Here is a 15,117-nt window from a genome sequence, read left to right as displayed (position 1 = left end):
TATAACACTGTTTTTAATAAAAAAATGTTTGCCGTTTCACAAATAAAAAACAGTGAAAACGATTGAAATTTTGTCAATTGTTCGATAGAATTAAACAGGTGAAAAAATTGTTATAATATATCTAGAAATGAGGTGCACCATGTTACCAGAAAAAATGGAACAAGGGTTCAATCAGAACCTGGAAGCTATTCAGCTTTTACAGAATGCATTGGGAACTTCCTTTTTAGAAGCCTATGTCGAAAATGCAGAAAATCTAATAGATGATTATCAAGTACGTGTGGTGGATGGAGTGCCGACAAAAGAGACAACCCAACGGATCACAGCTCTTTATGAAGAGTTGAAAAAACTTTCTTTCGAGCCAGAAGAATGGCGCAGATTGTCTCAATTGCTTTTATTGAAGGGCAACCAGACAGAACATCTGCAGGCGAACCATCAACTCACTCCTGATAGTATCGGTTTTTTATTTGTTTTTCTTATTGAACAACTATACACAAATAAAAAAGAACCAGTTAAGATTCTGGATATTGCGGCAGGAATGGGCAACTTGTTATTAACAGTTCTTTTAAACCTATCGAATGCGGGGTATCAAACAGAAGGATTTGGTGTGGATATTGATGATACATTGTTGGCTGTGGCAGCTTCTACAAGTGATTTGACACAAGCAAATGTTCAATACTTCCATCAAGACGGGTTGCAGGATTTATTAATCGATCCTGTCGATTTTGCAATCAGCGATTTGCCGATCGGTTATTATCCGAATGACGAAAAAGCAAAAGAATTTTTAACAAGTACCGAAGAAGGCCACAGTTATGCACATCATTTATTGCTGGAGCAATCAATGAAATACGTGAAGCCGGATGGTTTTGGTTTGTTTTTGATGCCAAGCGGTTTTTTAGAAACGGATCAAAGCGAAGAAATCAAAAAATGGTTTAAAGAAGAAGGCTATCTTCAAGGAATGATTCAATTGCCAGATGAGTTGTTCCGCAACAAACAATCACAAAAAAGTATTTTGATCTTACAGAAAAAAGGACCACAAGCAAAACAAGTAAAAGAAGTACTGCTTGTGAAACTTGCTTCACTAAAAGAACCAGAGAAGGTGACGGAATTTTTCAACGAGTTTAAAAACTGGAAATCATCTGCTCTGTAATCATTCAACGAGAAGGAGAGTCATATGTCTAAAACAATTGCAATCAATGCTGGGAGTTCAAGTTTGAAGTGGCAATTATATCAAATGCCAGAAGAAACCGTAGTTGCGAAAGGGATCGTCGAACGTATCGGTTTACAAGATTCTATTTTTACGATCAAGTACGGCGATAGTCAAAAATTCGAACAAATCATGGATATCGAAAACCACGAAGTAGCAGTAAAAATGCTGTTAGATCAGTTGATTGAACTGCAAATTTTAAGTTCTTATGATGAAATCACCGGTGTAGGGCACCGTGTTGTTCACGGAGGAGAAACTTATGGGGATTCAGTAGTGATCGATGAGGGAGTAATGGACCGCATTGCTGAATTAGCAGAATTTGCTCCTTTGCATAACCCTGCTAACCTGATGGGAATCAAAGCCTTTAAAAAGATTTTACCTGACATTTTGAGCGTAGCTGTATTCGATACATCTTTTCACTCAACAATGCCAAAGCAAAATTATTTATACAGCTTGCCAGTGTCTTATTACGAAGATTTCAAAGTAAGAAAATATGGCTTCCATGGCACAAGCCATCGTTATGTATCGGAACGTGCAGCAAAATTATTGAACAAACCGATTGAAGAGCTAAAAATCATTACTTGCCACTTAGGAAACGGAGTATCAATCACAGCTGTAAATGGTGGTAAATCCATGGATACTTCTATGGGATTCACGCCATTAGCTGGTGTGACAATGGGTACGCGTTCAGGCGATATCGATCCAGCTGTTCTTCCATACTTAATGGAAAAATTAGAGATTGATATTGATGAAATGATCAATGTTTTGAATAAAAAATCTGGTTTGCTAGGCCTAACAGGATTGTCTAGCGATATGCGTGATCTTGAAAAAAACTATGAAAAAGAACACATTCGTTTAGCTTATGATATCTTCGTGGATCGCATCCGAAAATATATCGGCGGATACGTGACAACGATGAATGGTGTCGATGCAATCGTCTTTACTGCTGGTATCGGCGAAAATGACGGACATGTACGCAATGAAATCATTAAAGGTATGTCTTGGTTTGGCTGTGAAATCGATCCAGCGTTGAATGAATTGCATGGTGAAGAAGTAGATATCTCTACAAAAGAATCAAAAGTAAGAGTATTAGTGATTCCAACAGATGAAGAACTAATGATTGCCCGTGACGTGGAGCGTTTGCGCGGCTAAAAATACACGCGTGTTCTCTTTAGAAAATGGATAATTTTATATCCGTTTTCTAAGAGGACATGCTTTTTTATTTTTTACACAGAAGGATCTGAATATAAAGAAGTGAGTGAATCTAAGTATTCTTTGAATCGTGAGAGGAAAGACGCTCAATAAGCGAATTTATTTTTTGAAGAACAAAAAAAGCTGTGTCCAGACAAGTGATCTTCAAAAGTTTTACTTTTGAGATCCCCTCTGAAACACAGCTTTTCATCAATTAGTCTTTTTTAGGAGGCAATTGGTTTTCTAAATCAGTTCGAACAACAAGCACATCGCAAGCCGCGTTTCTAATAACATATTCAGAAACAGAACCAATAAATAAACGTTCTACAGCATTCAATCCTGTAGCTCCTAACATAATCAAGTCTACTTGATTATCTTCTGGGATTTCTTTCGCAATCAGTTGTTTTGGTGAGCCATATTCTACGACAGAGGTTACATTATTCAAGCCAGCTTTTTTCGCATTGCTTTCATAATCTGCCAATGTTTGCTTTGCCATTTCAGTAGCTTGTTCTGCCAACATTCCATCAAATGATGAAACGGTTTGGAAAGAACGTGTGTCAATGACATGTGCTAATAGAAGTTCTCCGTTATTTCGGATAGCTACATTGACCGCCTTTTTAAAAGCTAATTCAGCTTCATCAGAACCATCCACGGCAACCATGATTTTTTTGTATTGTTGTAACATAAGCATTCACTCCTCAAGTCAATCGTGTTGTACTCTTTTATTGTAGAACACTTTGTGGAAAAAGAGAATTATTTACTGCTTTGGTTCAGCAATTTTTTTTGCAAAGCGGATACTGAAGGTGGCAGAAACGAGAATCACGATCAATAAAAAGATCAAAGCGATGAAGCGTTGATTGAAAAAAGCGGCTAAAATACCCATAACGCCTAAAACAGCATACGCAGCTCCATAAAATTGTAGGAATCCTTGATTTTTGTCATTTTTCTTGATCAATACAAAAAAGATATCCTGTTTATTAAATAAATAATAGCTAACGAATAATAATAGTAAAGTGGCGATAATCATCAAAATCCTAATCATGAACAAATCCTCCAAAATAAGCAACAAATAGAAAAAGCAATTTGCCAAGAGCAAATTGCTTTATTCTTTAAAAGATGGTAATCTCCGTTAATGCCGTTATTTGTCCTGTAGTATTGATCCCGCGAATTCAAGCAGGTGGGTCCCATGGTCGTAGCTTCGAACTACCAAATGATAAGGCATGTTACCAGCAGTGACACAAGACGGGTCCCAAGATATCAATAAAAATGTTCGGTCAACACACAAAGAGGACAATTCGAACATCACAGATTTCCCATCTCTATAGTAGCATATGAATTTAAAAAGAGCAATGAGAGAGCTCGCAGAAATAGAACCGTTTTCTTGTTTAATTTTTTGGGGGATGTTTTTTCCACTCTTTTATGCGGTAATACTGTTGACCTAGCGCCTGTTCATATTTTCCTGTATCCTTTGGCTGGTAATATTGAGCATTTTTTAGCCTATCTGGTAAATATTGCTGATCGACCCAAGCATGATCGAAATGATGAGGATACTGATAACCCACACCGCGATTGAGGGATTTCGCACCTTTGTAATGGCTATCTCTCAAGTGGTCGGGAACATCTCCAGCTTTACCCTCTCGAATATCAGCAAGTGCTGCATCTAATGCCATATAGGCAGAATTGGATTTGGGCGACAAGCAAAGATCAACGACGACATCTGCTAGCGGGATACGTGCCTCAGGTAACCCTAATCGTTCAGCAGCTAATACAGCGTTTACTGTACGCGCAGCAGCAGCAGGATTGCCTAAACCTATATCTTCATAACCGATAACCATCAGGCGACGACAAATACTTGCCAGATCACCTGCTTCAACTAGACGGGCGAGATAATGAAGGGCAGCATCCACATCACTTCCGCGAATCGATTTTTGAAACGCTGAAATAACGTCATAATGAGCATCTCCATTTTTGTCATGGGTAAGAGCTTTTCTTTGGACACATTCTTCGATAATCGACAGAGTAAGATGAATCTTTCCTTCTTTATCTGGAGGAGTCGATCGTGCAGCCAGTTCCAATCCATTCAATGCACTACGCAAATCGCCATTCGTTGCACGCGAAAGGTGAAGAAGAGCCTCTTCATCTAACTGAATTGCTTGTTGACCAAGACCGCGTTCCTTATCCTTTAAGGCATGTTCCACTGCCAACTGGATGTCTTGCTCTGTTAATGGCTTGACTTCAAAAATCTGTGTGCGGCTGCGGATCGCTGGATTGATAGTAATATAAGGATTTTCAGTAGTCGCTCCGATCAAGATGATTCGGCCACTTTCTAAATGAGGAAGCAGAAAATCCTGTTTTGTTTTATCTAATCGGTGTACTTCATCCAATAAGAGGATCACAGTACCACTCATTTTAGCTTCTTCCGCTACAACCTGCAGATCTTTTTTTGAATCTGTAGCAGCGTTCAGCATGCGAAATGCATAATTAGTAGAACCGGCAATCGCACTTGCGATACTCGTTTTTCCAGTACCAGGAGGCCCATATAAAATCATGGAAGAGAGCATGCGAGCATCGACCATGCGGCGTATGATTTTTCCTTCACCGACTAGATGCTGCTGACCAACGACTTCATCGATCGTTCGAGGTCGCATGCGATAAGCCAATGGCTGTTGCATAGGATTTTCCTCCTTCTTGTTTTTACGTTCCTTAATTATAACATATTTAGTAATATAGCTAGAAAGAACAGCCTTCTGTTGTTTTGTTTTCATAGCTTATCCAACTAATATTGTGTATGATAAAGTAGGTGAGAAAAATGACGGATAAACAAAAGATAGATGAATTTTTTTGGAATAAAACGACGCCGGAAGTAGCGCGGGATTTATTGGGGATGTATTTGGAGCATGACACACCAGAAGGAAGATTAGCTGGATATATTGTAGACGCGGAAGCATACCTAGGTCCAGAAGACGAGGCCGCCCATAGCTATGGTTTAAGAAGAACACCACGTGTGCGGGCAATGTATGAAAAACCAGGTACGATCTACCTTTACACGATGCATACTCATCGGATTTTGAACATCATCACTCAGCCAGAAGGGATTCCTCAAGGAGTAATGATACGTGCAATCGAACCAGCTGCAATGATTGAACAAATGAGTAAAAATCGTGGTGGAAAAACTGGTCCAGATATCAGCAACGGTCCTGGAAAATTAGTGGAAGCATTAGCAATTCCTCAAGAACTCTACGGTCAGTCTATAGCAGATAGTTCATTACGTTTAGTTTTTGAGAAAAAGAAGATACCAAAAAAAATCGATGCTTTGCCTAGGATCGGTATCCCGAACAAAGGGGAATGGACAGAAAAGCCGTTGCGTTTTGTTGTGTCTGGCAATCCATATATCTCTTTACAAAGAAAAAACCAAATCGAGGAAGATTGGGGTTGGAGGAAAGAAAATGAAAAAGAAGGATCTATTAACATACTTAGATGAAATAATCGAAAAACAAGTGACGGACTATGATGTGGCTTTAGATTGGGATACAAAAAATCATACGATCGAAATCGTTGTTCGTTTGTTTGCGGAAAATAAAGCACAATTTGAGATTGATGATGCAGAAGGGATTGTTTCGCAAGAACCAATTATCGAATTTGAAGATGGCGTACTCCTTTTTAATCCTCAGAAATCTGTTTTTGATGAACAAAATTATCTAGCAGCAATCCCCTATGAAGGAAAAAAAGGGTTGGCAAAATCAGTAGCTGATTCTTTAGTGGAATATTTGAATGAAGTATTAGCACAAGGGCAAAGTGATTTGCTTGATTTTTTAGATGAAGATGATGACGAAGCTGTATTCGAACTCCATTGGGATAATCAGAAACTAGCAGAGTTAGTAGAAGCAAAACAGCAAAATGAAACAGAGACTTATTTACCGTACCCAAGTTATTAAGGAGTGACAGACATGAAATGGAATGAAGTAAAAGTAGAAACCGAAAGTGAAGCAGTCGAAGCGGTCGCTAATATTTTGATGGAGGCAGGAGCGAGTGGTGTTGCGATTGAAGACTCTTTAGATGTTGAACATTTTCAATCGGATCAATATGGTGAAATTTTAGATAAAAATGATTTTACATCGTTGAAAGAAGGCGCGCTAGTCATGGCTTATTTTCCAGAAACGACTTTTTTACCGGAAATCTTGCCTTTTATCAAAGATCGTATCACGCAATTGCCTGAGTTTGGTCTAGCGATTGGAAAAAACAAAGTAACTGTTAGCGAAGTAGAGGAAAGCAATTGGGCAACAGCATGGAAGAAATATTATCATCCGGTGCGTATTACGCGAATGCTGACGGTTGCGCCAAGCTGGGAAAACTATCAGACAGAAGATCCTCTAGAAAAAATCATCACATTAGATCCAGGTATGGCGTTTGGAACAGGCACCCATCCGACGACTTCTTTGACATTGACAGCACTAGAAACAGTATTGCGTGGTGGCGAAACATTGCTAGATGTTGGAACTGGTTCGGGTGTACTAAGTATTGCAGCAAAATATCTTGGTGCGAAAGATGTCTATGCCTTTGATTTAGACGAAGTAGCCGTTCGTTCAGCGAAAGAAAATATGGATATGAATGGAGTAGCCAAAGATGTCCACGTATCAGCTAATGATCTTTTGAAAGGAATCGAGATTGAAAGTGATGTAATCGTTGCGAACATTTTAGCAGATATCATCTTATTGATGATCCCGGATGCTTGGCGTTTACTAAAACAAACAGGGACATTGATCGTTTCAGGAATCATTGAAGAGAAGAAGCAAATGGTTCTAGATGCTATGATAGAACAAGGATTCATCGTGGATCAAATTTTCCAACAAAAAGACTGGTATGCAATTATTTTGAAAAAACCAGAGGTGGAATAGATGCAGCGATATTTTTTGAAAGAATCGTATGAACCAAAAGACCATTTTATTTTAAAAGGGGAAACCTATCATCACATTGTACGGGTTATGAGAATGGAACCGAAAGATGAAGTTTTTTTGGCATTCAATGATCAGATAGCCGTTGTTGCAGAAATCACAAAAATCACCGAAGATGCTGTTTATCTGAAAGAAATTAAAAAAGAAGAAAACCAAAAGGAATTGCCAAGTTCGATAACCATAGCGAGCGGCTATCCTAAAGGAGAAAAGTTGGATTGGATCATTCAGAAATCCACTGAATTAGGCGCACAAGCTTTTCTTGGGTTTCCGGCATCAGCCTCTGTGGTTAAATGGGATGCAAAGAAACGCATGAAGCGACAACAAAGGCTTGAAAAGATTGCTCAAGAGGCAGCGGAACAATCCCATCGGCAAATCGTGCCCTCAGTAGAGTTACTGGAAACGAAACGTGACTTATTTGAACGGCTAGATGATTATGACGTGGTCTTGGTTGCTTATGAGGAATCAGCAAAGCAAGGCGAAAAATCAAATGTAGCCAAAATTCTTAGTGAAACAAAACCGGGCAGTCGAATCTTAGCTGTCTTTGGACCAGAAGGCGGCTTATCCCACGATGAAATCGATTATTTCGTAGAACACAAAGGGATACTATGTGGATTAGGACCAAGAATCCTTCGTACAGAAACAGCGCCTCTTTATTTATTAAGTGCTGCTAGCTATCAATGGGAGTTAATGGATCCCTCTCATAGCTAACGTTTTTCAACAATAAAAGAGTATCGACGGAAAGAATTGAAAAAATAGGGAACAATTTGTATAATAGAAACAATTATTTGTACAATGAATACGAAAAATTGTTTGAAAAAGCTTTTTAAAAGCGAACATTTCCGTAAAAAAATGTATAACTTCACGGATTTTGGGGCAACTATCAAACAGATATTTGTCCCGATTCCTGTTTTACCGAAAAAGAAAGGGGGATCGATTCCTGTGCCAAAAGAAGAAATTTTAACGGGTCCCGGTGTCATAAAGCTCGTTAGTCAATATATGGGGCCCGAACATGTAGCATTTGTTGAGAAAGCATGCGAATATGCGACTGCTGCACATGACGGACAGTTTAGAAAATCAGGAGAACCCTACATTATCCATCCTATCCAAGTCGCAGGTATATTAGCAGATTTAAAAATGGACCCCCATACAGTGGCTACTGGCTTCTTGCATGATGTTGTTGAAGATACAGAAGTCACCTTAGAAGATCTGAGAGAAGAATTTGGCGATGATGTCGCTATGTTAGTAGACGGAGTAACCAAATTAGGGAAAATAAAATACAAATCCCACGAAGAGCAGCTAGCAGAAAACCATCGAAAGATGCTGCTGGCAATGGCTCAAGATTTACGCGTTATCATGGTCAAGTTAGCTGATAGACTACATAACATGCGTACGTTGAAACATCTGCGAGAAGATAAGCAAAGAAGGATTGCTCAAGAAACTTTAGAAATCTATGCACCTCTTGCACATCGTTTAGGTATCAGCCGAATCAAATGGGAATTAGAAGATACAGCACTTCGTTATCTTAATCCAAAACAGTATTACCGTATCGTTCATTTGATGCAGACGAAGCGAGAAGAACGTGAAAAATACGTGAATGGTACTGTTGAGGATATTCGAGTAGCAACAGAAGAGCTGGGGATTTTTGCAGAGATCTATGGACGGCCAAAACATATTTATTCGATCTATCGTAAAATGAAAGACCAGAAAAAGCAGTTCAACGAAATCTATGACTTGCTAGCTATTCGAGTAATCGTAGACTCAATCAAGGATTGTTATGCTGTATTAGGTGCGATCCACACAAAATGGAAACCAATGCCTGGCAGATTCAAGGACTATATTGCCATGCCAAAAGCTAATATGTACCAATCTTTGCATACTACAGTGATTGGTCCAGCAGGAAATCCAGTAGAAATCCAAATCCGTACACAGGAAATGCATGAAATTGCTGAATTTGGGGTGGCTGCGCACTGGGCGTATAAAGAAGGAAAAAATGAAAAAGTAGAACCAGATGGTATGACGAAACAATTAAGCTGGTTCCATGAGATACTTGAACTCCAAGATGAAAGCTATGATGCCTCTGAATTTATGGAAGGTGTAAAAGGAGATATCTTTAGTGATAAAGTCTATGTCTTCACGCCCAAAGGAGACGTTACTGAGCTGCCAAAAGGATCTGGACCACTGGACTTTGCATACAGTATCCATACAGATATCGGTAATAAAACCACTGGTGCAAAAGTAAATGGCAAAATGGTGCAACTTGATTACAAATTAAAAAACGGGGATATCATAGAAATCATGACTTCTCCAAATTCATTTGGTCCAAGTCGTGACTGGTTGAAATTGGTGGCAACTAGCAAAGCAAGAAATAAGATCAAGCGTTTCTTCAAAGCACAAGATCGGGAAGAAAATGTGATCAAAGGTCACGAGTCTGTGGTCAAGTGTATTACAGATTTAGGGTTTACACCTAAAGATATTTTGACAAAAAATAAACTTCAAGAAGCACTTGATCGTTTTAACTATCAATCAGAAGATGATTTATATGCAGCTGTAGGATACGGGGAAGTCAGTCCTTTGACGATGGCCAATCGTCTGACAGAAAAAGAACGGAAAGAACAAAAAATCGAGCAGCAAAAGCAAGAAGCAGAAGAAATCATGAATCAGCCGAAAAAAGAACCTGAGAAAATGAAAGTACGTCATGAAGGTGGCGTTGTCATTCAAGGGGTAGAAAACTTACTGATTCGTATCAGCCGATGCTGTAATCCGATTCCTGGTGATGATATCGTTGGCTACATCACTAAAGGCAGAGGGATATCCATCCATCGTCGAGATTGTCCGAATGTTCAGCCTGATAAACCAAATGTAGCAGAACGTTTGATTGAAGTCGAATGGGAAGATACATCGAATACACGAAAAGAGTATGATGCAGACTTGGAAATCTACGGCTATAACCGTTCAGGCTTATTGAATGATGTACTTCAAACAGTCAATGCGCTGACGAAAAATCTCAACAGCGTCGAAGCTCGGACGAATAAAGATAAAATGGCGACAATCCATTTGACGGTTGGTATCCAGAATTTGTCCCACCTAAAAAGTATCGTGGATAAAATCAAAGCAGTACCTGATGTCTACAGTGTACGCCGGACGAATGGATAGGAGGGCCAGATATGAGAGCAGTCATTCAACGGGTGAGTCAAGCGGCAGTGTCAGTTGATCAGCAAGAGATTGGAAAAATTGGCTGTGGCCTACTCGTTTTATTAGGTATCCATGAAACAGATACGCCAAAAGATGTGGAATATCTAGTAAAAAAAATCGCACAAATGCGTATTTTTGAAGATGATCAAGGAAAAATGAATATTAGTGTAGAAGACGTAGGAGGACAAATTTTAAGTGTCTCTCAATTCACACTATTTGCGGATACGAAAAAAGGAAATCGACCAAGTTTTGTGGAAGCCGCACGACCAGAAATAGCTATTCCTTTATACGAATCGTTCAATGAAGGAATCAGAAGTCGCGGCATCACAGTCGCTACCGGACAATTCGGAGCAGATATGTCGATTTCTCTCGTCAATGATGGACCTGTAACGATTATTATTGATTCTAAAAACAAATAAAGTCAGTGGGTTTTCATCAATAAGAAATATAAATCAAGTCGTTTAAGTTAGACTGAAAAACTCTAACTTAAGCGACTTTTTTCTCGTCTACAAAAAGCGCTTCTTTTGTCAGCAGTCAGAAAAAAAGTTAAGCTTAAATTATACAAGTTATTTTTAGGAGGTTGCTGAAGATGAAAGAAGTACCAGTAGTAGATGTCAAAATCACGGATCTAAAAAGATTGTATCAAAAGGGATACAACATGTTGGAGGAGTTACGTCATGAAGCAGACGCTCCCGTTGTCAAAGCAAAGATTTTCAATAAAGAAGCTATTGTGATCTACGGATCGTCAGCGGCAAAAATATTTTATGACCCAAGAAATTTCAAACGAAAAGGTGCTATGCCAAAATTAGTGTTGAAGACACTTTTTGGTCAAGGTGGAGTACAGACTTTGGATGGAGCTGCCCATCATCATCGGAAAAATATTTTTATGGATCTGATGACCCCCGAAAGAATGGAAGATTATCATCGTATCTTAGATAAGAACCTGACGCAAGCACTTGAAACACAGCATGGTCAATTTGAATTATTTGATTTAAGCAAGATGGTTTTCTTTACATCGATTTGTGAGTGGGCAGGTATCAATTTATCTTTGCTTTCTAAGGATGAAGTCGAAAAATTAGCAGAATATCAAATCTCCATGATCAGCGGAACGTTTACTTCTCCGATTGATCACATAAAAGGTGTCGAAAATCGCAAGAAATCAGAGAAATGGGCGCAAAGTTTGATTGAGGAAGCTCGGAAAAATCCTGTGGCTGGAAAAGAAAATGTGGCATTGTATGCATTTGCCAATGCCACAGATCTAGACGGACAGCTTTTGCCTCTGGAAGTAGCAGCTGTTGAATTATTGAATATCATCCGTCCGACAGTTGCTTTGACTGTATGGGCGGCGTTGATGGGACACGCGCTTTTCAGCAGACCTGATTTGTACCAACAATTGAAAAACGACTTTTCTACGTTGCAAGATCCGTTCATTCAAGAAATGAGACGCTATTATCCGTTCTTTCCGATGTTACCTGCGATTTCTCTGAAAGAAGTAGAAGTCGATGGTTATCGTATACCAGAAGATAGTTGGGTCATTCTAGATTTATATGGAACAGATCATGATGAACGAACGATTGAAGCACCAGATTCCTTTATGATCAAACGATATTTAGGAAAAGCAAAAGATATTTCATATAAAGAAGAATATGAGATGATTGCACAAGGTGGAGGAGATTTTCGACAAATGCATCGCTGCGCAGGAGAATGGATCACTCTCCACAGCCTACGTGTGTTTTCCGATCAGTTAGTAAACAAGTTTGAATTCTCTGTACCTGAACAAGACTGGACGATCCCATTCAATCAGTTTCCGACTTATCCAAACAGCCGAGCGCTACTTTATAAGAATTAGATTAGTATAAACTTATCGAAAAAAGGAAGATCAGCACTGTTTGATCTTCCTTTTTTCATACTACTATAAGTGGATAAGGTCAATTGCTCAAAATCCGTGAAATGCTTCATCAATGGTTTGATAATCCTCACTGGATAAATGCAAATCTAAAGATTGGACATTGTCAGAGACTTGCTCTGGACGTTTAGCTCCGGGTATGACTACAGACACTCTCGGATTCTTCATATACCAGGCTAGAACAAGTTGCGCAGGGGTAGCTTGGTATCTTTTAGCAATGGGGCGAAGTATGTCGACAGCGGCTAAAATTTCTTTGAAACGTTCTCCTTGAAAATCCGGATTGCTTTTTCGAGGATCTCCTTCGCTGAATTGTTTTTCCTGACCACGTTCATATTTTCCTGTCAGTAAACCGGAAGCAAGAGGAAAATAGGGGACAAAGCTGATTTTGTTTTTTTCAAGATAAGGAAATAATTCTTTTTCAGCCTGCCGATGGATCAAACTGTATTTATCTTCTACTACATCGACATATCCATCTGTATTCGCTTCTTTCAATTGTTCTAACGTGAAGTTCGATACACCAACTGCTCGGATTTTTCCTGCTTCTTTCAATTCATGCAATGCAGCAACTGCTTCATTTTTTGGGGTGCTTTTATCCGGAAAGTGGATATAAAAAATGTCGATGTAATCAGTTTGCAGACGTTTCAGTGCGTCTTCCACCGATTGTTTGAGAAACTCGGGTGAATTGTCAAATGTTCGTCCTTTATTTGGCACATGAGCAGCTTTTGTAGCAATGACGATACGTGAACGATCATATTCTTTTTCCTTCAATACCTCACCGATCAGTTCTTCAGAACGGCCGTTTCCATAAGCATAGGCGGTATCGATCAAATTGATTCCGCTATTCAAAGCTGTACGAACCACTTGTTTTCCTGTTTCGTCTTCCAAACCGTCAAAAAGATTGTGTCCCCCAACGGCATTTGCTCCTAGTCCAAGCTGTTCTGCGTAGACTTGTGAATGTCCGATTCTTATTTCTGCCATAGCTGATTCCTCCTTTTTTTCTAGTCTAAAACAAAAGAACAAAAAGCTGAACTAAAACGTTTTTGTGAGGGAAAATAGTCAGATAACTCTTGACTTTGAGATTGGTTTTTAGTAGGTTATAAGTAATATCGAAATGTCAATGAAAGAGCGAGTAAGTTTTTGAAACTTTACAAGAGAGGATCATCGAGGCTGAAAATGATCCAAAGTTTCATTAGCCCAAAGACACTCTGGAGATGGACGAGTGAAAAGCCGTCCCGCGTACGAGCGTTATTCGTAAGAGGAAAGAGAAATCTTTCAAAATTAGGTGGTACCGTGTATGAATTTCATTCACCCTTGTTCATGATGAACAAGGGTGATTTTTTTATTTACATAGCTAAGAAAGGGAGAGAAAACTATGAGTTTCCAAAGACCAAAAGGAACAAATGATATTTTGCCAGGCGAATCAGAAAAATGGCAGTTTGTCGAAGAAACAGCACGTTTATTGTTCAGAGATTATCAGTATAATGAAATGCGTACACCGATTTTTGAACATTATGAAGTGATATCCCGCAGTGTAGGTGATACGACGGATATCGTTTCAAAAGAGATGTATGATTTTTATGACAAAGGGGAACGTCATGTGACGCTTCGACCAGAAGGTACAGCGCCAATCGTTCGTTCTTTTGTTGAGCATAAATTATTCGGTCCAGAGTATGCAAAACCGTTCAAAACTTTTTATATGGGACCAATGTTTCGCTACGAACGTCCGCAAAAAGGACGGTTACGTCAATTCCATCAGATCGGAGTAGAAGCATTTGGATCAGAGAATCCTGCAACAGATGTGGAGAGCATGGTGATGGCACTCGATTTCTTCAAACAGTTGGGAATCACGCAAATCCGTCTAGTCATCAATTCATTGGGTGATAAAGACACACGTCAAGCCTATCGTCAAGCATTAATCGATTATCTTTTACCTTTTGAAGCAGAGTTGAGTGAAGACTCTAAACGCCGTCTTCACGAAAATCCATTGCGTGTGTTGGATAGTAAGGACAAACGAGATCAAAAATTTGTAGCAGATGCGCCATCTATCTTAGATTATTTAAGCGAACCTGCTCAAAAACATTTTGATACCGTTGTTTCCATGCTGGATGCATTGGCTGTTCCTTATGAAATCGACAGTAACATGGTTCGCGGATTAGATTACTATACGCATACGATTTTTGAAATCATGAGTGACGCACCGAAAATGGGGGCACAAGCAACGATTTGCGCAGGCGGACGTTATGACAATCTAGTGGAAGAACTGGGTGGTCCTTCAACACCTGGCTTTGGATTTGCAATGGGTATCGAGCGATTACTCTTGACTATGGAGGCAGAGGAAGTAGTTATCCCTGCATTTAATGAGTTAGATGCTTATGTGGTCGCACTCGGAGACGAAACAAATATCGAAGCATTGAAAGTGGTCCAAGCGATTCGAAACTTCGGTTTTTCAGCTGACCGCGACTTCATGAACCGTAAAGCAAAAGCACAATTTAAGACAGCAGATAAAGCGAATGCCAAATTAGTATTGGTGATCGGTGAAGATGAGCTTGCTAGCCAAACGATCAATGTCAAAGCAATGGCAAGCCGAAAAGAAAAAAGTTTTCCATTAGAAGAAATATATGAGCATTTTGATGAAGTCTATGATGAAATGACTTTATTCGAGTAGGAGGAAA

At 39.3% G+C, this 15,117-nt stretch carries 14 protein-coding genes and 1 other RNA gene; 10 read left to right on the top strand and 5 right to left on the bottom strand.

What is annotated here, in order from left to right; translation table 11 throughout:
- Nucleotides 1–139: 139 nt before the first annotated feature.
- Together HMPREF2988_RS05650 and HMPREF2988_RS05645 are read left to right on the top strand one after the other, a co-directional pair.
- On the top strand, nucleotides 140–1,147 hold the full coding sequence (locus HMPREF2988_RS05650) for a class I SAM-dependent methyltransferase (RefSeq protein WP_002316844.1): 1,008 nt from the start codon (nucleotides 140–142) through the stop codon (nucleotides 1,145–1,147).
- A gap of 24 nt (nucleotides 1,148–1,171) precedes the next feature.
- Complete coding sequence (locus tag HMPREF2988_RS05645; RefSeq protein WP_002291355.1) at nucleotides 1,172–2,356, top strand: acetate/propionate family kinase; 1,185 nt, start codon at nucleotides 1,172–1,174, stop codon at nucleotides 2,354–2,356.
- 253 nt (nucleotides 2,357–2,609) lie between these two features.
- Here the strand turns inward: HMPREF2988_RS05645 and HMPREF2988_RS05640 are convergent, their stop codons facing one another.
- From HMPREF2988_RS05640 to HMPREF2988_RS05625, 4 genes are all read right to left on the bottom strand, one after another.
- Nucleotides 2,610–3,080 (bottom strand): universal stress protein, encoded by a 471-nt coding sequence (locus HMPREF2988_RS05640; protein ID WP_002291356.1) that lies wholly within the window; start codon nucleotides 3,078–3,080, stop codon nucleotides 2,610–2,612.
- Between the two features lie 72 nt (nucleotides 3,081–3,152).
- Nucleotides 3,153–3,437 (bottom strand): hypothetical protein, encoded by a 285-nt coding sequence (locus HMPREF2988_RS05635; RefSeq protein ID WP_002291361.1) that lies wholly within the window; start codon nucleotides 3,435–3,437, stop codon nucleotides 3,153–3,155.
- A gap of 77 nt (nucleotides 3,438–3,514) precedes the next feature.
- A non-coding RNA gene (ssrS, locus tag HMPREF2988_RS05630) (6S RNA) lies at nucleotides 3,515–3,709 on the bottom strand.
- 71 nt (nucleotides 3,710–3,780) lie between these two features.
- Nucleotides 3,781–5,067, bottom strand: coding sequence for a replication-associated recombination protein A (locus HMPREF2988_RS05625; protein ID WP_002315640.1), 1,287 nt, complete (start codon nucleotides 5,065–5,067; stop codon nucleotides 3,781–3,783).
- A gap of 137 nt (nucleotides 5,068–5,204) precedes the next feature.
- On the opposite strand from HMPREF2988_RS05625, the gene HMPREF2988_RS05620 reads away from it, so the two are divergent.
- The 7 genes from HMPREF2988_RS05620 (at nucleotide 5,205) to HMPREF2988_RS05590 (ending at nucleotide 12,388) form a co-directional block, all read left to right on the top strand.
- Nucleotides 5,205–5,876, top strand: a complete 672-nt coding sequence (locus tag HMPREF2988_RS05620; protein WP_024634688.1) for a DNA-3-methyladenine glycosylase — start codon at nucleotides 5,205–5,207, stop codon at nucleotides 5,874–5,876.
- Complete coding sequence (locus HMPREF2988_RS05615; RefSeq protein WP_002291366.1) at nucleotides 5,842–6,330, top strand: DUF3013 family protein; 489 nt, start codon at nucleotides 5,842–5,844, stop codon at nucleotides 6,328–6,330. The genes HMPREF2988_RS05620 and HMPREF2988_RS05615 overlap by 35 nt, the downstream gene beginning before the upstream one ends.
- Nucleotides 6,331–6,342: 12 nt before the next feature.
- Nucleotides 6,343–7,290, top strand: coding sequence for a 50S ribosomal protein L11 methyltransferase (gene prmA / locus HMPREF2988_RS05610; RefSeq protein ID WP_070770150.1), 948 nt, complete (start codon nucleotides 6,343–6,345; stop codon nucleotides 7,288–7,290).
- Nucleotides 7,291–8,055: a 16S rRNA (uracil(1498)-N(3))-methyltransferase gene (locus HMPREF2988_RS05605; RefSeq protein WP_070770149.1), complete on the top strand. Its 765-nt coding sequence runs from the start codon at nucleotides 7,291–7,293 to the stop codon at nucleotides 8,053–8,055.
- Nucleotides 8,056–8,286: 231 nt separating this feature from the next.
- A complete protein-coding gene (locus HMPREF2988_RS05600) occupies nucleotides 8,287–10,500 on the top strand; it encodes a RelA/SpoT family protein (RefSeq protein WP_002315645.1) in 2,214 nt (737 codons plus the stop codon).
- 11 nt (nucleotides 10,501–10,511) lie between these two features.
- Nucleotides 10,512–10,958, top strand: a complete 447-nt coding sequence (gene dtd, locus HMPREF2988_RS05595; protein ID WP_002291377.1) for a D-aminoacyl-tRNA deacylase — start codon at nucleotides 10,512–10,514, stop codon at nucleotides 10,956–10,958.
- 170 nt (nucleotides 10,959–11,128) lie between these two features.
- Nucleotides 11,129–12,388 carry a cytochrome P450 gene (locus HMPREF2988_RS05590; RefSeq protein WP_002291378.1) on the top strand — a complete coding sequence of 420 codons (1,260 nt, stop codon included), beginning with the start codon at nucleotides 11,129–11,131 and terminating at the stop codon, nucleotides 12,386–12,388.
- Nucleotides 12,389–12,475: 87 nt separating this feature from the next.
- Here the strand turns inward: HMPREF2988_RS05590 and HMPREF2988_RS05585 are convergent, their stop codons facing one another.
- Nucleotides 12,476–13,423 carry an aldo/keto reductase gene (locus tag HMPREF2988_RS05585; protein WP_002315646.1) on the bottom strand — a complete coding sequence of 316 codons (948 nt, stop codon included), beginning with the start codon at nucleotides 13,421–13,423 and terminating at the stop codon, nucleotides 12,476–12,478.
- A gap of 394 nt (nucleotides 13,424–13,817) precedes the next feature.
- On the opposite strand from HMPREF2988_RS05585, the gene hisS reads away from it, so the two are divergent.
- The gene (gene hisS, locus HMPREF2988_RS05580; RefSeq protein ID WP_002291383.1) at nucleotides 13,818–15,110 is read left to right on the top strand and encodes a histidine--tRNA ligase; all 1,293 of its coding nucleotides are present in this window, start codon (nucleotides 13,818–13,820) and stop codon (nucleotides 15,108–15,110) included.
- The last annotated feature ends 7 nt before the right edge of the window (nucleotides 15,111–15,117 follow it).

Origin of the sequence: Enterococcus sp. HMSC061C05 (assembly GCF_001814765.1) — a bacterium.
Classification (GTDB): domain Bacteria; phylum Bacillota; class Bacilli; order Lactobacillales; family Enterococcaceae; genus Enterococcus_B; species Enterococcus_B lactis.
The sequence above is the reverse complement of the archived record's forward strand: the minus strand, read 5'-3'. Positions and strand labels throughout refer to the sequence as shown.